This is a genomic window from Kocuria salina (genome assembly GCF_013368965.1).
Taxonomy (GTDB): domain Bacteria; phylum Actinomycetota; class Actinomycetes; order Actinomycetales; family Micrococcaceae; genus Kocuria; species Kocuria rosea.
Genome location: NZ_SSSF01000002.1, coordinates 64572 through 85129 on the forward strand (window position 1 = coordinate 64572; position 20558 = coordinate 85129).

Here is a 20558-nt window from a genome sequence, read left to right on the forward strand (position 1 = left end):
CCGGGCCCGTGACCCTTGTCACTCACTATGGACATAGGTATTGTGTGTCCTGCGCCACGACTATCTATCGAGATAGTGAGTGGATCGTGCTCGCCCCGGACCGCCCAGCAGAGGACCGCACCATGACCGTCGCCGCCACGAGGACCACCTCCACCGCCAAGCTCCTGTCCCACCCGCTCGACGCCTGGTACGTGGCCGGGTGGGACCACGAGATCACCGGGAAGGGCATCCTCTCCCGCACCGTGGCGGGACGCCCGCTGGCCCTGTACCGCACCGAGGACGGCCGCCCCGTGGCCCTGGCGGACGCCTGCTGGCACCGGCTCGCCCCGCTCTCCCAGGGGAAGCTGGTGGGCCGCGACGAGGTCCAGTGCCCGTACCACGGGCTGCGCTACAACGCCGCGGGACGGTGCACCTCGATGCCCGCCCAGGAGACGCTGAACCCCTCCGCCACCGTGCCCTCCTACCCGGTGCTCGAGCGCCACCGCTACGTGTGGGTCTGGCTCGGCGACCCCACGCGGGCGGACCCCGCCCTGCTGCCCGACATGCACCAGATGGACAGCCCCGAGTGGGCCGGCGACGGCGAGACCATCCACGCCCCCTGCAACTACCAGCTCGTCCTCGACAACCTCATGGACCTCACGCACGAGGAGTTCGTGCACTCCTCCAGCATCGGCCAGGAGGAGCTCTCCGAGTCGGAGTTCGAGACCACCCACGACGAGCGCTCCGTGACCGTTACCCGCTGGATGTGCAACATCGACCCCCCGCCCTTCTGGCTCAAGAACATGCGGGACAAGTTCCCGGGCTTCGAGGGCAAGGTGGACCGCTGGCAGATCATCCACTACACCTTCCCCTCCACCATCTGCATCGACGTCGGCGTGGCCGAGGCCGGCACCGGGGCGCCCGAGGGGGACCGCTCCCGCGGGGTCAACGGCTACGTGATGAACACGATCACCCCCGAGACGGACCGCTCCTGCCACTACTTCTGGGCCTTCATGCGCAACTACCGCCTGGAGAGCCAGCTCATCACCACCCAGCTGCGCAACGGCGTGCACGGGGTGTTCGGTGAGGACGAGGCCATGCTGCAGGCCCAGCAGGCGGCCATCGACGCCAACCCCGAGCACGAGTTCTACAACCTCAACATCGACATGGGCGGGATGTGGGTGCGCCGGCTCCTCGAGCGGGCGCTCGAGGCCGAGGGCCGCCCCGCCGCCGCCCCAGCCGCTCCCGCCGGGGCCTGAGGAGGGGTCGTGGCCGATTCCCAGCACGAGGTCTGGCAGCGCGCCGCCGTCGAGGACGTCGAGGACGTCGCCGCCGGCATCCGGCGCGTCGTCCTGCGCCCCGACCGGCCCTGCCCGGTGCGGCCGGGCGAGCACGTGGACGTCCGCGTCCTCGTCCACGGCGAGGAGCAGGTGCGCTCCTACTCCGTGGTCGACGCCGACGACGACGGCGCGCAGCTCGCCGTCAGCGTCTTCCGCACCCCCACCTCCCGAGGCGGCTCGATCTTCATGCACGGTCTCGAGCCCGGGCAGGTCCTCGAGATCACCCAGCCGCTGCAGAACTTCCCGCTGCGCGTGGGGGCCCCGACCTACGTCCTGCTGGCCGGCGGCATCGGCATCACCGCGATCGCCGGGATGGCGGCGCTGCTGCGCCGGCTCGGCGCGGACTACCGCCTCGTCTACGTCGCCCGCTCCCGGCCCGCCATGGCCTACCTCGACGACCTGCGCGCCCTGCACGGGGACCGGCTCGAGGCGCACGTCGACGACGAGGGCGGCTCGCTCGACGTCCCGGCCCTCGTGGCCGGCGTGCCGGAGGGCGCCGAGCTCTACATGTGCGGCCCCATCCGGCTCATGGACGCGGTGCGCCGCGCCTGGGCCGAGCGGGGGCTGGACCCGACCGGCCTGCGCTACGAGACCTTCGGCAACAGCGGCTGGTTCGAGGCCGAGCCGTTCGTGGTCCGCGTCCCCCGGCTGGGCGCCGAGGCCGTCGTCGGCCCCGACGAGTCCCTGCTCGAGGCCCTCGAGCGGGAGGGGCTCGACATGATGTCCGACTGCCGCAAGGGCGAGTGCGGGCTCTGCCAGGTCAAGGTCCTCGGCCTGGCCGGGCGGATCGACCACCGCGACGTGTTCTACTCGGACCGGCAGAAGCAGACCGGCACGTCCATGTGCTGCTGCGTCTCGCGGGTGGTCTCCGCCGCGCCGGCGGCCGATCCCGGCGAGCGCCCGGCCGCCGTCCTCACCATCGACGTCCCCTGAGAGGCTCCCCATGGACATCCGACACCAGATCGACGCATCCAGGATGTCGTCGTACCAGTGGCTCATCATCGCGGTGACCACGTTCCTCAACGCTCTCGACGGCTACGACGTGCTCGCCATGGCGTTCACGGCCACCTCCGTGACCGAGGAGTTCGGGCTCTCCGGCTCCCAGCTGGGCTGGCTGCTCAGCGCCGGGCTCATCGGCATGGCCGTGGGCTCCCTCGTCCTCGGGCCCTTCGCGGACCGGTACGGCCGGCGGAGGATCCTCGTGCTGGCGCTCGCCGTCAACGCCCTCGGCCTGTTCCTGTCCACCACGGCCGGGTCCGTGCTCGAGCTCGGGCTGTGGCGCGTCGTCACCGGCCTGGGCGTGGGCGGCATCCTCGCCTCCGCCACGGTGATCACCAGTGAGTACGCCAGCGCCCGCCACCGCGGCATGGCCGTGAGCATCTTCACCGCGGGCTACGGCGTGGGCGCCACCCTCGGCGGCATGGGCGCGACCCAGCTGATCCCCGCCTTCGGCTGGCGCTCCGTGTTCCTCACCGGCGGCCTGCTCACCCTCGTGGCGATCGCGCTCGTGCTGGCAGTGCTGCCTGAGTCCGTGGACTACCTCCGCACCCGGCGGCCCGCGGGCGCCGTGCAGAAGCTCGACCGCATCGCCCGTCGCCTGCGCCTCGAGGGGGAGGTCGAGCTCGGCCCCGTCCCGGCGGGCGCCGGCGAGCGGCGGAGCAGCGTGGGCCTGCTGCTCAGCGGCCGCTACCGCACCGCGACCCTCCTGCTGTGGGCGGCCTTCTTCGTCATCATGTTCGGCTTCTACTTCGCCAACTCCTGGACGCCCCGGCTCCTCGTGGAGACCGGGATGACCGAGCAGCAGGGCATCGTCGGCGGGCTCATGCTCACGATGGGCGGCACCTTCGGGTCCCTGCTCTACGGCGCGCTGACCACCAGGTGGGACGAACGGCTGACCCTGATGGCCTTCACGGTGCTCTCCGCGGTGACCCTCGTGCTGTTCATCACCACCACGTCCGTGCCCCTGCTGGCGTTCTCCTCCGGCGTGGTGGTCGGCATGCTCATCAACGGCTGCATCGCCGGGCTCTACACCGTGGCGCCCATGACCTACGAGCCCGGCATCCGGACCACCGGCGTGGGCTGGGGCATCGGGGTCGGCCGGGCCGGGGCGATCCTCGCTCCCATCGCGGTCGGCGCGCTGCTGGACACCGGCTGGACCCCCACGCAGCTCTACGTCGGCGTGGCGGTCGTCGTCGCCCTCGCGGCCCTGGCCCTCGTCCGGCTGCGCCCCTACGAGGAGACCGCTGAGGAGACCGCTGAGGAGACCGCTGAGGAGACCGCCGAGGAGTCCGCCGCCGCGTCCGCCGCGGGCGCGGCCGGACCGGCCGGTGAGCGGCCGGGGCTCACCAGCCCCGGGTCCCCGGAGCGCCCTTGAACGGACCGACCACCCGCGAGGTGATCCAGCCCCCGTAGAAACCGCCCTCCTGCGGGAGCACCTGCTCCCCGGCGACGAGGCACCGGTCCATCATCCCGGGCATCAGCGCCACGTGCCCGCGCAGGGACTCGAAGCCCGGCGCGGGGGAGGGGTAGGTCCAGGCCGCCCGCGGCGCGGTGCGGGTCCCGCCCCGGACGTCGAAGTACGCCGCCGCGCCCTTCCACTCGCACCACGAGCCCCCCTCGCACGGGACCAGGGCGCCCTCGGCGAAGGCCTCGCGGGGCAGGTAGTAGGTGGGCGGGTGGCTGGTCTCGAGCACCCGCAGCGCGGCCGTGGTGGAGGCGATGCGCGCACCGCCCAGCCACACCTCCACGTGCTCCCGGGTGGGCTCGGTCCGGGGCGGTCTCGGGTAGTCCCACACGGACTCCTGGCCGGGGCCGGGGGTCTCGGGCCGGGGTCGTCTCATCTGCGCTCCGTCCGGACGCCCGCCCGTCCGCGCCGGCCGGCGCGGTCTTCGGGCGTCACACAGTGGTGAGTGCTGCTTCACTATGCTACGGCGCATGACGACACCCTGGAGTGCTTGCCCCGGAAATCATAAGGTTCTGGGATGCTCATCTCAGGCCTTCTCATCGGCGCCGCCCTCGGGTTCGTCCTCCAGCGCGGCCGCTTCTGCGTCACCGGCGCGTTCCGCGACGTCTGGATCGCGAAGAACACGTGGTGGCTGTCCGCCTTCTTCGTGGCCATCGCCGTCCAGGCGGTCGGCATCTGGGTGCTGAACGCCCTCGGCGTCATCACCCTCGAGGCCTCGGCCTTCCCGTGGCTGGCCACGATCGTGGGCGGCTTCATCTTCGGCTTCGGCATCGTCCTCGCCGGCGGCTGCGCCACCGGCACCTACTACCGCGCCTCCGAGGGTCTCGTCGGCTCCTGGTTCGCGCTCATCTTCTATGCGCTGTTCGCGACCATCTCCAAGTACGGCCCGCTGGCCGGGACCACCGAGGCCATGCGCGGCGTGACGGTCGGCACCCAGGGCTCGATCCACGAGACCCTCGGCGTCTCCCCGTGGGTGCTCGTGCTGGTCCTCGTCGCCGTCACCGGCCTGTGGGCCCGCCACCACCTCACCAAGCCGCGGATGAAGATGGCCACGCTCCCGCCGGAGCGGACCGGTCTGAACCACCTGCTGTTCGAGAAGGCCTGGAACCCGTTCGCCACCGCCGTGGTCATCGGCGTCATCGCGATCATCGCCTGGCCCGCCAGCTGGGCCACCGGCCGCGAGTCGGGTCTCGGCATCACCACCCCGTCCGCGAACATCGCGAGCTACCTGACCACGGGCGACGTCGAGCTCGTCGACTGGGGCGTGTTCCTGGTCCTGGGCATCCTGATCGGCTCGTTCATCGCGGCCAAGGGCTCGGGCGAGTTCAAGCTCCGCGTCCCCGACGCGCAGACCATCGTCCGCTCCATCGGCGGCGGCGCCCTCATGGGCGTCGGCGCGGCGTGGGCCGGGGGCTGCACCATCGGCAACGCCCTGGTCGCCACCGCCGCGTTCGAGTGGCAGGGCTGGGTCAGCTTCGCCGTCATGATCCTCGGCACCGGCGCGGCCGCCAAGCTCTTCATCGCCCCCCGCAAGACGTCCGCCGCCCCGGGCCGCGTCCCGGCCGGCGTCTGAACCACCGACCCCCAGTCCCAGGAGGCACCATCCATGGCACAGCACATCCTCGAGACCGACGGTCTCGTCTGCCCGTTCCCCGTGGTCGAGGCGAAGGCCGCGATGGCCGAGATGCCCGCCGGCGACGAGCTCGTCATCAACTTCGACTGCACCCAGGGCACCGAGGCTATCCCGCGCTGGGCGGCCGAGAACGGCTACCCCGTCACGCAGTTCAGCAAGCGCGGTGCGGCCGAGTGGTCGATCACCGTGCAGAAGGCCTGATCCCCGGGAGTTCCACGCAGCGGCGGACCCCCGCGACCGAGCATCCTCGGGCGCGGGGGTCCGTCGTCGTCGGTGGGCCCGGTCACACCGGACCCTACTAAAATGAACACCGATCATTTAGAGTGGCAGGCACCGCGTTCTCGCCCGCAGAGAGGAACCACCATGAGCGACGTCCTGCAGAACTACGTCGACGGCGCCTTCGTCGACGCCCACGGCACCGGCCGGATCGACGTGGTCGACCCCACCACCGGCACCACGGTCACCGTCTCCCCGGTCTCCGACGCCACGGACGTGGACCGGGCCTTCGCCGCCGCCCGCGCGGCGTTCCGGAGCTGGAAGCGCACCACGCCGAGCGAGCGGCAGCTCCTGCTGCTCCGGCTCGCGGACGCGCTCGAGGCGCACAGCGACGAGCTCGTCGAGGCCCAGCACCGCAACACCGGCCAGCCGCGGCAGATGATCGCCGACGAGGAGGTCGCCGCCGGCGCCGACAACCTGCGCTTCTTCGCCGGCGCCGCCCGGACCCTCGAGGGCAAGGCCGCGGCGGAGTACCTGGGCGGGCACACCTCCTACGTGCGGCGCGAGCCGGTCGGCGTCGTGGCGCAGGTGACGCCGTGGAACTACCCGCTGCTGATGGCGATCTGGAAGCTCGGCCCCGCGCTGGCCGCCGGCAACACGGTGGTCCTCAAGCCCTCGGACACCACCCCCGGGTCCACCCTCGTCCTGGCCCGGCTCATCGACGGGATCTTCCCGGCCGGCGTGGTCAACGTGCTGCTCGGGGACGGCTCCACGGGCGCGCTCATGACCGGGCACCGGACCCCGGCCATGGTCTCGATCACCGGGTCCGTCCGTGCCGGCCGTGCCGTGGCCCTCGCCGCAGCGCAGAACCTGACGCGCGGGCACCTGGAGCTCGGCGGCAAGGCGCCGGCGGTCGTCTTCGCGGACGCCGACCTGCCCGCCGCGGCCAAGGCGCTCGTGGAGTTCGGCACCTTCAACGCCGGCCAGGACTGCACCGCGGTGACGCGCATCCTGGTCCAGGACAGCGCCCACGACGAGTTCGTGCGCCTGCTCGCCGCGGCCGCCCGGGACGTCGTGACGGGCGACCCGGACGAGTCCAAGAACTTCTACGGCCCGCTCAACAACGCCCGCCACTTCGAGGACGTGTGCCGCAAGCTCGCCGAGCTGCCCGAGCACGCGAGCGTGGTCACCGGCGGGAAGCCGGTGGCGGGCTCGCCCGGCTACTTCTTCGAGCCCACCGTGGTGTCCGGGGTGCGCCAGGACGACGCCCTCGTCCAGGAGGAGACCTTCGGCCCGGTGCTCACCGTGCAGCCCTTCGCCACGGAGGAGGAGGCGCTCGAGCTGGCCAACGACGTCGACTACGCCCTCGCCTCGAGCGTGTGGACCACCGACCACGGCACGGCCATGCGGGTCTCCCGCGAGCTCGAGTTCGGGTGCGTCTGGGTCAACACCCACGTCATGCTGGTCTCCGAGATGCCGCACGGAGGGTTCAAGGACTCCGGCTACGGCAAGGACCTCTCGCTCTACTCGGTCGAGGAGTACACCCAGGTCAAGCACGTGATGCACGCCCTGGACGCCTGAGCCGGCGCGGCCGGGGCTCAGTCCTGACCGGCGGATCCGTCCTGACCGGCGGATCCGTCCTGCCGGCCGGCCCGGTCCCGGGCGGCCGCCAGGCGCAGCCGGAAGCCCTCCAGCATGGCGGTGAGGGCCGCGTCGAAGGCCGCGTCCGCCGCGGCGGTGGCGTCCGCCGGCCGTGCCTGCACGGCGGCGGCGAACACCGGGGCGAGGTCCGCGCGCTCCCCGGGGTCGAAGATGTCGGCGGGCGCCGTCGCGTCGTACGCGGCGCCGAAGACGAGCGACTCGATCGAGACGATCACGTCCACGATGCTGGCGCGCTCCCAGCCCGCGTCCGCGAGCCCGGAGGCCACGGTCTCGTACATCTGCAGGGTGTGCGGGGAGTCGGCGACCGGCTGGACGGCCATGATCGGGATCATGGCCGTGTGCTGGGCGTAGCAGTCCCGGTAGGACCGCGCCCAGCTCTCGAGGGCCCGGTCCCACGGGACGGTGCCGAAGGCGGAGCAGTCGATGCCCTGGTTGATCGCGTCCTGGACCCGGATCAGCACCTCGCGCTTCGACGGCGTGTGGTTGTACAGGGCCGAGGTGGAGACCTTCAGCTCCCGCGCGAGCTCGGTCATCGTCAGGTGCCGGTAGCCCCGGGTGGCCACGATCTTGATCGCGGCCTTCGTGATCCGCTCCTCGGAGAGCACCGGATGGCGCGGGCGACCGCGACGCCGAGGGGCGGGGCCGGCGGGAGCCATGAGCAGATCCTCCTGCGGTCGGGGCATGTGGCGCTTCCTCCTGAGTCTAGGTGCAACGACTTGGTGACGGCTCTTGACGAGCACGGGCCGGAACCCATTTAATGAACCTAATTCATTTTAGTGTGAAGGAGAGCACAGTGACCGATCAACGCACCCTGGGCAGCGAGACCGCGATCGAGCGCGACGTCGTCGTCGTGGGGGCCGGCCCCGCCGGGCTCATGGCCGCCCGCACGCTCGTGGCCGCCGGGCGGACCGTGGCGGTCCTCGAGGCCCGTGACCGCGTGGGTGGGCGCACCTGGTCGAAGACCGTGGACGGCGCGTTCCTGGAGATCGGCGGGCAGTGGATCTCCCCCGACCAGACCGAGCTGCTGGCGCTGGTCGACGAGCTCGGCCTGGAGACCTACCAGCGCTACCGCGAGGGCGAGTCCGTCTACCTGGCGCCGGACGGGACCCGCCACACCTACACCGGCTCGATGTTCCCGGCGGGGGAGTCCACGATCGCCGAGATGGAGAAGCTCATCGCGCTCCTGGACGGGCTCGTGGCCGAGATCGGCGCCACCGAGCCGTGGGCGCACCCGGCGGCCCGGGAGCTGGACACCATCTCCTTCCACCACTGGCTGCGGCAGCACTCCGACGACGAGGCCGCCTGCAGCAACATCGGGATCTTCGTGGCCGGCGGGATGCTCACCAAGCCCGCGCACGCGTTCTCCGTGCTGCAGGCCGTGCTCATGGCCGCCTCCGCCGGGTCCTTCTCGAACCTCGTGGACGAGGACTTCATCCTCGACCGGCGCGTGGTCGGCGGCATGCAGTCCGTCTCGGAGACCATGGCGGCAGAGCTGGGCGAGGACGTCGTCTTCCTGGACACCCCGGTGCGCACGATCCGCTGGGCCGGCGCGGACGGGACCTACGCCGAGCACGTCCCGGGCACCCCGGTGACCGTGTGGTCCGACCGGCTCACAGTGCGGGCGAAGGACGTGGTCGTGGCCGTCCCGCCCAACCTCTACTCCCGGATCTCCTTCGAGCCGCCCCTGCCGCGGCTGCAGCACCAGATGCACCAGCACCAGTCGCTGGGCCTCGTGATCAAGGTGCACGCCGTCTACGAGACGCCCTTCTGGCGGGACAAGGGCCTCTCCGGCACCGGCTTCGGCGCCCACGAGCTCTCCCAGGAGGTCTACGACAACACCAACCACGGGGACCCGCGCGGCACCCTGGTCGGCTTCGTCTCGGACGAGCGGGCCGACGAGCTCTTCGGCCTGCCCGCCGAGGAGCGCCGCCGGCTGATCCTCGAGTCCCTCTCCCACTACCTGGGGGAGGAGGCCCTGCACCCGGTGGTCTACTACGAGTCCGACTTCGGCTCCGAGGAGTGGACCCGCGGCGCCTACGCCGCCAGCTACGACCTCGGCGGCCTGCACCGCTACGGCGCCCACCAGCGCACCCCGGTGGGCCCGATCCGCTGGGCCTGCTCCGACCTCGCGGCCGAGGGCTACCAGCACGTCGACGGCGCCCTGCGGCAGGGCCGGCTCGCCGCGGCCGAGGTCCTCGGCGCCGGCTCGCTGACGGGCGCGGAGCGATGACCACCGCCGGGGTGCCGCGCTACGTGGTCGGCTACAGCGGCGACCGGCGCAGCCGGGACGCCGTGCGGCTGGGCGTCGCGCTCGCGCGCGACGTGGGCGCCGAGCTCGAGATCGTCCTCGTGCTGCGCGCGGACGACCCGTACCAGCAGGTCTACCCGCCGGTGGGGGACATCTCGCCCGTGCTCCGCCGGCAGGCCCACCAGTGGCTGCGCGAGGCCGCCGCCCTGGTGCCCGAGGGGATCACGGCCCGCACCCACGTGCGGGAGGCGCGGTCCGTGCCCACCGGCCTGGTCGAGGCCGCCACCGAGCTGGGGGCCGCGATGATCGTGGTCGGCGCCGGGACGGGCGGCGGCCGCTTCACCCTGGGCTCGGTGGTGAACGCGCTGCTGCACAGCTCGCCGGTCCCCGTGGCGCTCGCCCCGCGCCGGTATCCCGGGGACGAGCCGCTGACCCGGGTCTACGCCGCCGTGGGCACCCGCCCCGGGGCGCACCAGGTCATCCGGGAGGCCGCCGAGGCGGTCGAGCGCTCCGGCCTGGAGCTGGAGCTCCTCTCGTTCCTCGAGGGCGAGGCCGCGGACCCGGGCGCCACCGAGCAGGCCCGCCGGCGCGTCGAGGAGCACCTGGAGGCCGCAGCGGCCGAGGCCCGCCGGACCGGGCCCGTGACCGTGCGGGTCGCCTCCGGGCGGACCCTCAAGAAGGCCGCGCAGGACGTCGACTGGGCTCCCGGCGGCCTCCTGCTCATCGGCTCGTCCCGCCTCGCCCAGGGGCGGCAGACCTTCCTGGGCACCACCGCAGCACGGCTGCTCAAGCACGTCCCGGTCCCGATGGTCGTGGTCCCACGACCGGCCCGCACGGAGGAGAACTGATCATGAGCGCTTCCGACATCGAGGCGCCGGCACGCTCCGGCACCGACAAGGGCCTGAGCAAGGGCGCCGTGGGGCTGCTCGGCTCCGTGGTCATCGGCGTCTCCTGCATCGCCCCGGCCTACACCCTCTCCGCCGCCCTGGGCCCCACCGCCGCGGAGGTCGGCACCTCCCTGCCGGCGATCTTCCTGGTGGGCTTCATCCCCATGCTGCTCGTGGCCTTCGGCTACCAGCAGCTCAACCGGGCCATGCCGGACTCGGGCACCACCTTCACCTGGGGCTCCAAGGCCTTCGGGCCGTGGCTGGGCTGGATGGGCGGCTGGGGGCTGCTGGCCGCCACCATCCTGGTGCTCTCCAACCTCGCCGGCGTGGCCGTGGACTTCCTCTACCTCGCCCTCGCCCAGATCACCGGCAACGACGCCATCGCCGAGCTCACGCGCAACGTGCCCGTCAACGTGGCCACGTGCCTCGTGTTCGTGGCCCTGGCCGCCTGGATCTCGTACCGCGGGATGGAGACCACCAAGGCGTTCCAGTACGTGCTCGTGGCGTTCCAGGCGGTCGTGCTCCTGTGGTTCTCGATCGCGGCCTTCGGCCACGTGGCCGCCGGCACCGCCTACGAGGGGCTCACCGTGCGCGCCGAGTGGTTCAACCCGTTCGGCGTCGAGTCCTTCTCCGCGTTCGCGGCGGGCGTGTCCCTGTCCGTGTTCATCTACTGGGGCTGGGACGTGGTGCTCACCATCAACGAGGAGACCAAGGGCTCGGCGACCACCCCGGGCAGGGCCGCCCTGACCACCATCTTCGTGATCGTGGCCCTCTACATGACCATCGCCCTCGCGGTGCTCACGTTCTCCGGGGTCTCCGACCAGGGGCTGGGCATGGGCAACGAGGAGATCCAGGAGAACATCTTCGCGGCCCTTGCGGGGCCCGTGATGGGCCCCTTCGCGATCCTGATGTCCCTCGCGGTGCTGTCCTCCTCGGCGGCCTCCCTGCAGTCCACGTTCGTCTCCCCGGCCCGCACGATGCTGGCCATGGGCTACTACGGCGCGCTGCCGGGGAAGTTCGCCCGGGTCACCCCGCGGTTCCAGACCCCGGGCTACGCGACGGTCGCGGCGGCCGTGATCTCCGCGGGCTTCTACGCCGTGATGCGCGTGGTCTCCGAGAACGTCCTCTGGGACACCATCACCACCCTCGGCATGATGGTCTGCTTCTACTACGGGGTCACCGCCCTGGCCTGCGTCTGGTACTTCCGCCGCGAGGCGTTCCGGGGGCCGAAGAACGCGTTCACCAAGTTCCTCGCACCGCTGCTCGGGGGGATCCTGCTGCTCGTGTTCTTCGGGCAGACGGCCTACGACTCGATGGACCCGGACTACGGCTCCGGGTCGCAGATCGGCGGCGTGGGCCTCGTGTTCCTCCTGGGGGTGGGCATCCTGCTGCTAGGCGTCGCGATGATGCTCGTCCAGTACCGGCGCAACCCGGCCTTCTTCCGGGAGCGCTTCGAGACCACCGAGCTGCCGGTCCTGGACTAGCCGTACCGACTCACCAGATGTTGACGCGCTCCTCCGGGGGCAGCCACAGGCCGTCGCCGGGGTGGGTGCCGAAGGTGTCGTGGAACGCGAACATGTTCTGCACCACCCGGTTGCAGCGGAACTCGTCCGGGGCGTGCGGGTCGGTGGCCAGCCGGTTGACCAGCTCCTGCTCCCGGGCGGTCGAGCGCCACAGCGCCGCGTAGGCGTAGAAGAAGCGCTCCGCGCCGGTCAGGCCGTCGAGCACCGGCGCGCTGTCCTGGTCCAGGCCCCGCTCGGCCAGGGACATCCGGTAGGCCACCAGGGCGATCTCCAGCCCGCCCAGGTCCCCGATGTTCTCGCCCACAGTGAAGGCCCCGCTGACGCGGTGCCGGGCCGGGTCCAGCCCGCGCGGCGTGCAGCCGTCGTACTGGGCGACGAGCGCGGCGGTGCGCCGGGCGAACTCCGCCCGGTCCTCGTCCGTCCACCAGTTCTCCAGGTGGCCCCGGGCGTCGTACTTGGCGCCCTGGTCGTCGAAGCCGTGGCCGATCTCGTGGCCGATCACGGAGCCGATCGCGCCGTAGCACACGGCGTCGTCGGCCTCGATGTCGAAGAACGGCGGCTGCAGGATCCCGGCGGGGAAGACCACCTCGTTGAGCACGGGGTGGAAGTAGGCGTTGACCCAGTGGGGGTAGAGGAACCACTCGCCGCGGTCCACGGGGGTGCCCATCTTCCCGACGGTGCGGTCGTGCTCCAGCGCCAGCCCCGCCCGGACGTTGCCGAGCAGGTCCTCGGGGTCCGGCTCCAGGGAGGAGTAGTCCCGCCAGGTCTCCGGGTAGCCGACCTTGACCGTGAACGTGGACAGCTTCTCCAGGGCGCGGGCCCGGGTGGCCTCCGACATCCACTCGAGCCGCGAGATCCGCTCCCGGTACGCGGCCAGCAGGTGCGCCACGAGCTGCTCCACCCGGGCCTTGTGCGCCGGCGGGAACCAGCGGGCCACGTACTCGCGCGCCACGTCGTCGCCGAGGATCCGGGTGACCAGGAACTCGGCCCGCTTCCAGCGCTCGCGGGGGCGGGTGATCCCGGACAGGGCGGTGCTGTAGAAGCGGAAGTTCTCCTCGACGAACGGCCGGGGCAGGAACGGGGCGCGCTTGGACACGATCCGCCACGACTGCCAGATCCGGATCTGCTCCTCGGACCACTCCTGCCACAGCCCGCCCAGCTGCGCCACGAAGGAGGGCTGGCGCACGATGACCCGGTCGAAGATCCCCGCGCCGCGCTCCGGGGCGGTGCCCTCGAGCCACGCCGTCCACGGGAAGCCGGGCGCCATGGCCTCCAGGCCGGCCACGTCCACGGGGTTGTACATCTCCTCGACGTCCCGTGCGGAGACGGTGTCCCAGTGGGCGGCGGCGAGCTGCGTCTCCATGGCGAGCACGGTCGCCGCGGCGTCCCGGGCGGGCACGCCCCAGCGGGCCGGCAGGCCCGCGAGCTCGAGCATCGCCGCGACGTGGGCGGTGAACGCCGTGCGCAGCCGCTCGTGCTGCGGGTCCGTGTAGTAGCTGTCCGTGGGCAGGGACAGCCCGTCCTGGCGCAGGAAGAAGGAGTAGCGGGAGGAGTCCCGGGAGTCGTTCTCCACGAAGAAGGACAGCGGCCCGTCCACGCCGGTGCGGTGCAGGGCGGCCGAGGCGCGGGCGAGCCCCTCCCGGCCCCGGGCGGCGTCGAGCACCGCGAGGTCCGGGTCCAGGGCGGCCAGGCCGCGGCGCTCGATCTGCGCCTCGTCGAGGAAGGACCGGTACAGCGCCCCCATCCGCGACCCGGCGGGCGCCTCCTGCACGATCTCGTGCACCCGCTGCGTGTTCCGGTCGGTGAGGATCGCGGAGGCGCCGTCGAACGCACGGTCGTCCGGCAGCTCGTGCGCCTCGATCCAGCCGCCGTTGACGTGGCGGTACAGGTCGTCCTGCGGTCGGACGCCGGGATGGGCGTGCTGCAGCTCGAGGCCGGAGTCGGTGGTCACGGGAGCTTCCCCTGTCGTCGTGGCGGGGCGGAGGGCGCGGGGGCGTCCGCCCGGCTCCAGCCTGCGGACGACGGCGCCGCGGCCCGCTTCGCGCGGGCCACGGCGGCCGTGCTGCTCGTCACCCCCGTGGACCGGGGGCGACGACGGGTCAGCTCGCGGCCGGCTCCGGGCTCGCGGACCCTGCCGCCTCGCCGGTGCCCAGCCACTTGCCCTCGAGCTCCTCGAGGGAGCCGTCCTCCTGCATGGCCGCCAGCGTCTCGTTGACCCGCTCCAGCAGGGCCGTGTTGCCGGTCTTGACGGCCAGGCCCAGCTGCTCCCCGGTCTCGATCTCCTCGACCAGCTGCAGCTCGGGGTTGTCCTCGATCGCGGGGCCGGTCACGGAGATGTTGCCGAGCGCGGCCTCGACGTCGTCGGTGTTGAGCCCCTGGATCATCAGCGAGGAGGTCTCGTACTGGACCACGTCCGCCCCGTTGTCCTGGGCGTAGGCCTCCCCGGTGGTGGCCTGCTGCACGCCGATGCGCTTGCCCGCGATGTCCGCCACGGAGCGGATGTCCGAGCCGGGCGCGACCAGGAGGGCGAGGTTGTCGTCGAGGTACGGCTCGGAGAAGTCCATCACCGACTCGCGCTCCTCGGTGATCGTCATGCCGGACGCGGCGAGGTCGCACTGGTCGGTGTCCAGCGCGGAGCCCGTCTCGATGGCCTCGAAGGGCGTGGTGATGACGTTCGACTCCACGCCGAGGTCCTGTGCGATCCGGTCGACCAGGTCGATGTCGAAGCCCACGGTCTCGCCGTTCTCGACGTACTCGAACGGGGCGTAGGGGATGTCCGAGCAGACCGTGAGGGTGCCGGAGCTGATCAGGCTCAGCTCGCCCTCGCCGGCGGCCTCCTCGCCCCCTCCGGTGCTCGTGCACGCGCTCAGGGCCAGCGCGGAGACGGCCAGCACGGACAGGGTCGCTGCCCCGTGGAACCTGCTCTTCATGGATCTGTCCTTCCCTCGGGAGGTGGCGGGCCGCCGCCGGCTGCACGGCGTCGTGCCCCGTGCGCGGCCCGCCGGTGAATGTGCCTCAGTGTAGGTGTTCGCGCGTTGCCGGGATGTTGCACACCACTGGTCGGTAGTCAATTCATTGTCCCCACTCCGGGCGACACCTCCGGGGCGGCGCGCCCGGGCGGCCGCGGCGGAGCCGTCCGGCGTCGGCCGTGCTCGGCGGATTCGGCACAATGGCCCCATGACCCGCACCGAGGACCAGCGCCGCAGCGACCGGGGCGCGCGATGACCGCGCCGCAGGCCCCCGCGAGCGTGCGCGTGGACGTGTGGCTGTGGGCGGTGCGCGTGTTCAAGACCCGCTCCGCCGCCACGGCCGCGTGCCGTGCCGGCCACGTGAAGATCGACGGCACCTCGGTCAAGGCCGCCCAGCCGGTGCGGCCCGGCCAGCGGGTGGCCGTGCGCCGCCCCGGTCACGAACAGGTCCTGGAGGTGGTGCAGCTGCTGACCAAGCGCGTCGGGGCGCCGGTCGCGGCGAAGGCCTACGTCGACCACAGCCCGCCCCCGCCCCCGGCGCTGCACGCCGCGGTCCCGCGGCGTGACCGGGGCACCGGGCGGCCCACCAAGAAGGATCGCCGGGAGATGGACCGCCTCCGGGGGCTGTGACGGCGCCCGCGCGGCGTTCCGTGCGCGCTCCCAGGAAGGCGCAGAATAATCCGCACTGCACGTGTGCCGTGGGTCACCCCGCCGTCCGGCGGTCCGACCCGCGGCCGGAACCCGAGGAGTTCGACCCATGGCACTGCTGGACACATCGGTGTGGACCGGAAAGATCTACGTCAACGGATGGCGCGACGGCCGCGGCGGCACCGAGGACGTCACGAACCCGTCGACGGACGAGACGCTGGGGCAGATCGGCTTCGCCTCCCCCGAGGACGTGTACGAGGCGGCCGAGAAGGCCGCGGCGGCCCAGAAGGAGTGGGCGGCGCTGAAGCCCTCCGAGCGCGCCGCGGTGCTGCGTCGCGCCGGCCTGCTGTTCGAGGAGCACGCCGAGGAGGTCATGGACTGGGTGGTCCGGGAGACCGGGGCGATCCAGCCCAAGGCCGGGCTGGAGGCCTCGGTTGCGGCCGCGGAGTGCTACGAGTCCTCGGCGCTGCCGAGCCACCCGCACGGGGAGTACCTGCCCTCCGACGCCCCGCACTGGTCGCTGTCCCGCCGGGTGCCGGTCGGGGTGGTCTCGGTGATCTCGCCGTTCAACTTCCCGCTGATCCTCTCGATCCGCTCCGTGGCCCCCGCCCTGGCCCTGGGCAACGCGGTGCTGCTCAAGCCGGACCCCCGCACCTCGGTCACCGGCGGCGCGCTCATCATGCGCGTCTTCGAGGAGGCCGGGCTGCCGCCCGGCGTCCTGCAGCTGCTGCCCGGCGGCGGTGACGTCGGGGCCGCCACGGTCGAGGCCCCGCACGTGAACGTCGTGTCCTTCACCGGGTCCACGGCCGCCGGCCGGCACGTGGGCGCCGCGGCGGCGCAGCACCTCAAGCGCGCCCACCTCGAGCTGGGCGGCAACAACGTGGTCATCGTCCTGCCCGGCGCGGACGTGGACCTGGCCGCGGGGGTCGGGGCGATGGGCTCCTTCTTCCACCAGGGACAGATCTGCATGACCACCGGGCGCCACCTGGTGCACGAGGACCTGCACGACGAGTACGTGGACAAGCTCGCGGCGAAGGCGGAGGCTCTGGTGGTCGGGGACCCCTCCGGCGGGCCCGTGCACCTCGGTCCGATCATCGACGAGCGCCAGCTCAAGGCCATCGACGCGATCGTGCAGGAGACCGCCATCGCCGGCGCCCGGGTGGTGGCCGGGGGGTCCCACGAGGGCCTGTTCTACCGGCCCACGGTGCTCTCCGAGCTGACCCACGAGATGACGGCCTGGAAGGACGAGATCTTCGGGCCGGTGGCGCCCGTGATGAAGGTGTCCAGCGCGGAGGAGGCGGTGGAGTTCGCCAACGCCTCCGAGTACGGGCTCTCGGTGTCCATCGTCGGGGACGTCGGCGAGGCCATGAAGATCGCCGACAGGATCCGCTCCGGCAAGATCCACATCAACGAGATGACGGTCGCCGACGAGGCCAACGCCCCCTTCGGCGGCATGGGCGCCTCCGGCACCGGCTCCCGGTTCGGCGGCCCGACCGCCAACATCGACGCGTTCACCGAGACGCAGTGGATCACGATCAGCCCGGACGTCCCGCACTACCCCTTCTGAGCGCCGCCGCTCCCGGGCCGCGTCCCGTCCGGGGGTGCGCCGCGGGGGCGGGAGGTCGTCGGTAGCCTGGACCGGTGACGACGACCTCCCGCCCCCGCGGCCTCAACCGGCAGATCCTGGCCCTGGCCGTCCCCGCCTTCGGGGCGCTCGTGGCCGAGCCGCTGTTCCTGCTGGCGGACTCCGCGATCGTCGGCCACCTCGGCACCCCCCAGCTCGCCGGCGTGGGCGTGGCCGCGGCCGTCCTGCAGACGGTCGTGGGGCTCATGGTCTTCCTCGCCTACAGCACCACCCCTGCGGTGGCCCGGCACCTCGGGGCGGGCCGGCTCCAGGAGGCCGTGGCGGTGGGCCGGGACGGGCTGTGGGTGGCCGCGGGGTTCGGCCTGCTCCTGTCCGCGGCGGGCTGGGCGCTGGGCCGGCCGCTGCTGGCGCTGATGGGCGCGCGCGGCGAGGTCCTGGAGCACGCCGTCGTCTACCTGCACTGGTCCCTGCCCGGACTGACCGCCATGCTCCTGGTGCTCGCGGCCACCGGTGTGCTCCGCGGCCTCCAGGACACCAGGACCCCGCTGCTCATCGCCGGGGTCGGGGCCGCGGCCAACGCGGGGCTCAACCTCCTGCTCGTGCACGGGGCGGGCCTGGGGGTGGCCGGCGCGGCGATCGGCACGAGCGCCGTGCAGTGGGCCATGGCACTGGCGTACCTGCGGATCCTCCGCCGGCTCGCCCGCGAGCACGGCGTGGGGCCCGCGACCACGTGGCCCCGGCTGCGCTCGCACCTCACGGTGGGCTCCTGGCTCATGCTGCGCACCGTCTCCCTGCGGGTCGCGATCCTCGCGACCGTCCTGGTGGTCACGGGACAGGGCGCCCAGAACCTCGCCGCGCACCAGCTCGTGATGACGTTCTTCAACTTCCTGGCCTACGCCCTCGACGCCCTCGCCATCGCGGCGCAGGCGCTGCTGGGCCGGGACATGGGGGCGCGGGACGTGACCGATCCCGTGCAGCGGCGGGCGGTCCGGGCCCTCATGAACCGGCTGGTCCTGTGGGGGCTCGGCTTCGGCGTGGTCACGGGCCTCCTGGTGGCCCTGGTCGGCACCCGGCTGGGGTTCCTGCTCAGCCCCGATCCCGCGGTGCAGGCCCTGTTCGCCGCGGCCCTGCTGGTGGTGGCGGTCGGCCAGCCGCTGGCCGCCTACGTCTTCGTCCTGGACGGGGTGCTCATCGGGGCCGGGGACGCCCGCTACCTGGCGGTGGCCGGGGTGCTCAACCTGGCGGTCTACGCCCCGCTGCTGCTGCTCGTGGCGCACTCCGCCGGGACGGGGACCGGAGGGTTCGTGTGGCTGTGGACCGCCTACGCCGGCGGCTACCTGGGGGCCCGGGCCCTGACCCTGGGGCTGCGGGCCCGCGGCGACTCCTGGCTGCTCCGGAACGCACGGTAACAACCCGGAGCGCACCCGGTGTTGTGGGGTGGATCACCTACGATGCAGACATGAACAGTGATCCTCGCGCAGAGAACCAGCCCACCGCCGACTCCGGGCACAACGTCGTGCTCGTCGGCATCGACGGATCCGACCAGGCCCGCCACGCGCTCGAGCGCGCCCTCGAGGAGGCCCGCGCCCAGGACCTGACCGTGCGCCTGCTCGGCGCCTATCCGGTCATCGGGGTCGGGGACCCCGGCCTCGAGATGCGCTTCACCGAGGCCGTGATGAAGGAGAACGCCGGCCACCTGGCCGAGGCCCGGCAGACCGTGGAGCAGGCGGGGCTGCCCGTCGAGGTCGTGGAGGCGGGCGGGGACGCCGCCAAGGCCGTCGTGGAGCAGTCGGGCGAGGCCGCGCTCGTGGTCATGGGCAAGCGCGGCCGCGGCGGCGCCCTGCGCGGCCGGCTGGGCTCGGTGTCCGCGGCGGTCGCCGCGCACGCGAAGTGCCCGGTGATCATCGTTCCCGAGGCCGCCGAGACCCGGAGCCCCGAACGGCACCCCGAGCGGCGCGGCGGCAGCGCGGGCGACTTCGCGCTCGAGGCCGACGGGCCGGTCAAGGCCGACCAGATCGACTTCACCGGCCGGGTGGTGGTGGGCCTGGACGCCCTCGGCTCCCGCAGCCCGGCGCTGGGCAAGGCCGTGGCCTACGCCCAGGAGCACGGCAAGGCCCTCGCGCTGGTCTCCGTGAACGGGGCCCTGTCCGGCACGCCCTCCTGGTTCCAGGACGAGTTCAACCAGGCCCGGTACTTCCACGAGGCGGACCAGAAGCTCACCCAGATCTCCGACGAGATCGCCGCGCAGCACCCCGAGCTGACGGTCGAGCACCACATCTTCGTGGGCCGACCCGCCCGCATCCTGATGAACGCCACGCACTCCGCGGACATGGTCGTGGTGGGCTCCCGCGGCATCGGCGGCTTCCGGGGGCTGCTGCTCGGCTCGGTCTCCCAGGCGGTGCTGGAGAACGCCACCGGCCCGGTCATGGTGGTGCCCGCGCACCGCCCCTGAGCACCCCACCCCCACGGCGAGACCAGGAGGCGGCACCCCATGCCGGAACAGATCGTCGTCGGCTACGACGGCTCCGAGAACAGCGAACGGGCCCTGGACTGGGCGATCCAGGAGGCCGGCACCCTCGCCGGCGAGCTCAGGGTGGTGGTCTCCATGGGCCGGCCCGTCGCCGTGGACCCCAGTCTCTACGGGCCGTTCCTGGAGGCGATCGAGGAGGAGGCGGACAAGGTCGCCGCCGCCGCCGTCACCCGGGCCCGGGACGCCGGCGTCCCCGCGGTCGCGGTCGTCGAGCGCGGTGACGCGGCCGGGGTGCTGGTGCACGAGTCGGAGGACGCCGCGTCCCTGGTGCTCGGCCGCCGGGGCCGGCGCGGGGTGCGCGGCCGCCTCGGATCGGTCACGGCCGCGGCGGCGGCGCACGCGAAGTGCCCCGTGATCGTCCTCCCGGACCGCTGGGACCCGCGGGCACGGGACGCCCGCGGGGCGACCGGCCCCTTCGCGGGCCGCGTGGTGGTCGGCGTGGACCGGCTCGGCCGGGACAACCCGGCCGTCCTGGCGGCCGGGCGGTACGCCGCACGGCACGGCGCGGGCCTGGCGCTGGTCACCGTGGTGCCGGAGGCGCTGAGCATGCCGACGGGCTCCGCGGACCTGGACCGGGCCGTGCGCGAGCAGCTCACCGAGCCCGCACAGTCCCTCGTGGACCAGGTGGCGGAGTCGGTCCGGGAGGACCACCCGGAGCTGGACGTCGAGACGTTCGTCTTCTCCGGCCAGCCGGCGGACCAGCTCGTGGAGGCCGGGCGGTCGGCGGAGCTCGTGGTGGTCGGCAGCCGCGGCTACGGCGGGTTCCGCGGGCTGCTCATGGGCTCCGTCTCCCAGGCCGTGCTGCAGGAGGGCGAGGGCCCCGTGATGGTGGTCCCGAACCGCCGGAAGAGCTGAACCGTCCGCCCGCAGGAGG

18 protein-coding genes are annotated in these 20558 nt (G+C 72.8%); 14 read left to right on the forward strand and 4 right to left on the reverse strand.

The genetic code is table 11. The features are described 5' to 3' along the window. Positions 1 to 122: 122 nt before the first annotated feature. The 3 genes from E7Z53_RS04405 to E7Z53_RS04415 are packed head-to-tail and all read left to right on the forward strand — an operon-like array spanning position 123 to position 3693. Positions 123 to 1238 (forward strand): aromatic ring-hydroxylating dioxygenase subunit alpha, encoded by a 1116-nt coding sequence (locus E7Z53_RS04405; protein WP_176337277.1) that lies wholly within the window; start codon positions 123 to 125, stop codon positions 1236 to 1238. Positions 1239 to 1247: 9 nt separating this feature from the next. Continuing rightward, positions 1248 to 2252, forward strand: a complete 1005-nt coding sequence (locus E7Z53_RS04410; protein ID WP_035925362.1) for a PDR/VanB family oxidoreductase — start codon at positions 1248 to 1250, stop codon at positions 2250 to 2252. Between the two features lie 10 nt (positions 2253 to 2262). Then, entirely contained in the window at positions 2263 to 3693 is a 1431-nt protein-coding gene (locus tag E7Z53_RS04415; RefSeq protein WP_206539730.1) for an MFS transporter, read from the forward strand. Here E7Z53_RS04415 and E7Z53_RS04420 read toward each other — a convergent pair. Next, the gene (locus E7Z53_RS04420) at positions 3662 to 4159 is read right to left on the reverse strand and encodes a DUF427 domain-containing protein (protein WP_035925365.1); all 498 of its coding nucleotides are present in this window, start codon (positions 4157 to 4159) and stop codon (positions 3662 to 3664) included. The genes E7Z53_RS04415 and E7Z53_RS04420 overlap by 32 nt on opposite strands. Before the next feature lie 141 nt (positions 4160 to 4300). On the opposite strand from E7Z53_RS04420, the gene E7Z53_RS04425 reads away from it, so the two are divergent. From E7Z53_RS04425 to E7Z53_RS04435, 3 genes are all read left to right on the forward strand, one after another. Beyond that, the gene (locus E7Z53_RS04425; RefSeq protein ID WP_035925367.1) at positions 4301 to 5356 is read left to right on the forward strand and encodes a YeeE/YedE family protein; all 1056 of its coding nucleotides are present in this window, start codon (positions 4301 to 4303) and stop codon (positions 5354 to 5356) included. Between the two features lie 33 nt (positions 5357 to 5389). Continuing rightward, positions 5390 to 5617 carry a sulfurtransferase TusA family protein gene (locus E7Z53_RS04430; RefSeq protein ID WP_017833997.1) on the forward strand — a complete coding sequence of 76 codons (228 nt, stop codon included), beginning with the start codon at positions 5390 to 5392 and terminating at the stop codon, positions 5615 to 5617. A 162-nt stretch (positions 5618 to 5779) separates the two neighbouring features. After that, on the forward strand, positions 5780 to 7213 hold the full coding sequence (locus tag E7Z53_RS04435) for an aminobutyraldehyde dehydrogenase (RefSeq protein WP_176337278.1): 1434 nt from the start codon (positions 5780 to 5782) through the stop codon (positions 7211 to 7213). Positions 7214 to 7230: 17 nt separating this feature from the next. On the opposite strand, the gene E7Z53_RS04440 is transcribed toward E7Z53_RS04435, so the two are convergent. Then, positions 7231 to 7977: a TetR/AcrR family transcriptional regulator gene (locus E7Z53_RS04440; protein WP_232035244.1), complete on the reverse strand. Its 747-nt coding sequence runs from the start codon at positions 7975 to 7977 to the stop codon at positions 7231 to 7233. A 110-nt stretch (positions 7978 to 8087) separates the two neighbouring features. On the opposite strand from E7Z53_RS04440, the gene E7Z53_RS04445 reads away from it, so the two are divergent. From E7Z53_RS04445 to E7Z53_RS04455, 3 genes are read left to right on the forward strand one after another with little or no spacing between them, the layout of a single operon-like run. After that, on the forward strand, positions 8088 to 9524 hold the full coding sequence (locus tag E7Z53_RS04445) for a flavin monoamine oxidase family protein (protein WP_172604394.1): 1437 nt from the start codon (positions 8088 to 8090) through the stop codon (positions 9522 to 9524). Next, a complete protein-coding gene (locus tag E7Z53_RS04450; RefSeq protein ID WP_109244272.1) occupies positions 9521 to 10390 on the forward strand; it encodes a universal stress protein in 870 nt (289 codons plus the stop codon). Before E7Z53_RS04445 ends, E7Z53_RS04450 begins: the two co-directional genes overlap by 4 nt. Positions 10391 to 10392: 2 nt before the next feature. Continuing rightward, entirely contained in the window at positions 10393 to 11913 is a 1521-nt protein-coding gene (locus tag E7Z53_RS04455; RefSeq protein ID WP_035925380.1) for an APC family permease, read from the forward strand. A 10-nt stretch (positions 11914 to 11923) separates the two neighbouring features. Here E7Z53_RS04455 and E7Z53_RS04460 read toward each other — a convergent pair whose 3' ends face one another. Together E7Z53_RS04460 and E7Z53_RS04465 are read right to left on the reverse strand one after the other, a co-directional pair. Then, positions 11924 to 13903 carry a M13 family metallopeptidase gene (locus E7Z53_RS04460; RefSeq protein ID WP_176337279.1) on the reverse strand — a complete coding sequence of 660 codons (1980 nt, stop codon included), beginning with the start codon at positions 13901 to 13903 and terminating at the stop codon, positions 11924 to 11926. Positions 13904 to 14051: 148 nt separating this feature from the next. Beyond that, complete coding sequence (locus tag E7Z53_RS04465; protein ID WP_176337280.1) at positions 14052 to 14882, reverse strand: ABC transporter substrate-binding protein; 831 nt, start codon at positions 14880 to 14882, stop codon at positions 14052 to 14054. Positions 14883 to 15173: 291 nt separating this feature from the next. Between E7Z53_RS04465 and E7Z53_RS04470 the strand changes: the two genes are divergently transcribed. The 5 genes from E7Z53_RS04470 (at position 15174) to E7Z53_RS04490 (ending at position 20539) form a co-directional block, all read left to right on the forward strand. After that, the gene (locus E7Z53_RS04470) at positions 15174 to 15551 is read left to right on the forward strand and encodes an RNA-binding S4 domain-containing protein (protein WP_017832942.1); all 378 of its coding nucleotides are present in this window, start codon (positions 15174 to 15176) and stop codon (positions 15549 to 15551) included. Between the two features lie 127 nt (positions 15552 to 15678). Continuing rightward, positions 15679 to 17136 (forward strand): benzaldehyde dehydrogenase, encoded by a 1458-nt coding sequence (locus E7Z53_RS04475; RefSeq protein ID WP_017832943.1) that lies wholly within the window; start codon positions 15679 to 15681, stop codon positions 17134 to 17136. Positions 17137 to 17210: 74 nt separating this feature from the next. Next, positions 17211 to 18563, forward strand: a complete 1353-nt coding sequence (locus E7Z53_RS04480) for an MATE family efflux transporter (protein WP_035925389.1) — start codon at positions 17211 to 17213, stop codon at positions 18561 to 18563. Positions 18564 to 18613: 50 nt separating this feature from the next. Beyond that, positions 18614 to 19606 carry a universal stress protein gene (locus E7Z53_RS04485; RefSeq protein WP_035925393.1) on the forward strand — a complete coding sequence of 331 codons (993 nt, stop codon included), beginning with the start codon at positions 18614 to 18616 and terminating at the stop codon, positions 19604 to 19606. Between the two features lie 39 nt (positions 19607 to 19645). Next, on the forward strand, positions 19646 to 20539 hold the full coding sequence (locus E7Z53_RS04490; protein WP_176337281.1) for a universal stress protein: 894 nt from the start codon (positions 19646 to 19648) through the stop codon (positions 20537 to 20539). Positions 20540 to 20558: the final 19 nt, after the last annotated feature.

What these genes read in the sequence shown, in the direction of transcription:
- E7Z53_RS04405 (WP_176337277.1), top strand. Translation starts at nt 123, where the DNA reads ATGACCGTCGCCGCCACGAGGACCACCTCCACCGCCAAGCTCCTGTCC.
- E7Z53_RS04415 (WP_206539730.1), top strand. Translation starts at nt 2,263, where the DNA reads ATGGACATCCGACACCAGATCGACGCATCCAGGATGTCGTCGTACCAG.
- E7Z53_RS04420 (WP_035925365.1), bottom strand. Translation starts at nt 4,159, where the DNA reads ATGAGACGACCCCGGCCCGAGACCCCCGGCCCCGGCCAGGAGTCCGTG.
- E7Z53_RS04425 (WP_035925367.1), top strand. Translation starts at nt 4,301, where the DNA reads ATGCTCATCTCAGGCCTTCTCATCGGCGCCGCCCTCGGGTTCGTCCTC.
- E7Z53_RS04430 (WP_017833997.1), top strand. Translation starts at nt 5,390, where the DNA reads ATGGCACAGCACATCCTCGAGACCGACGGTCTCGTCTGCCCGTTCCCC.
- E7Z53_RS04435 (WP_176337278.1), top strand. Translation starts at nt 5,780, where the DNA reads ATGAGCGACGTCCTGCAGAACTACGTCGACGGCGCCTTCGTCGACGCC.
- E7Z53_RS04440 (WP_232035244.1), bottom strand. Translation starts at nt 7,977, where the DNA reads ATGCCCCGACCGCAGGAGGATCTGCTCATGGCTCCCGCCGGCCCCGCC.
- E7Z53_RS04450 (WP_109244272.1), top strand. Translation starts at nt 9,521, where the DNA reads ATGACCACCGCCGGGGTGCCGCGCTACGTGGTCGGCTACAGCGGCGAC.
- E7Z53_RS04455 (WP_035925380.1), top strand. Translation starts at nt 10,393, where the DNA reads ATGAGCGCTTCCGACATCGAGGCGCCGGCACGCTCCGGCACCGACAAG.
- E7Z53_RS04465 (WP_176337280.1), bottom strand. Translation starts at nt 14,882, where the DNA reads ATGAAGAGCAGGTTCCACGGGGCAGCGACCCTGTCCGTGCTGGCCGTC.
- E7Z53_RS04470 (WP_017832942.1), top strand. Translation starts at nt 15,174, where the DNA reads ATGACCGCGCCGCAGGCCCCCGCGAGCGTGCGCGTGGACGTGTGGCTG.
- E7Z53_RS04475 (WP_017832943.1), top strand. Translation starts at nt 15,679, where the DNA reads ATGGCACTGCTGGACACATCGGTGTGGACCGGAAAGATCTACGTCAAC.
- E7Z53_RS04485 (WP_035925393.1), top strand. Translation starts at nt 18,614, where the DNA reads ATGAACAGTGATCCTCGCGCAGAGAACCAGCCCACCGCCGACTCCGGG.
- E7Z53_RS04490 (WP_176337281.1), top strand. Translation starts at nt 19,646, where the DNA reads ATGCCGGAACAGATCGTCGTCGGCTACGACGGCTCCGAGAACAGCGAA.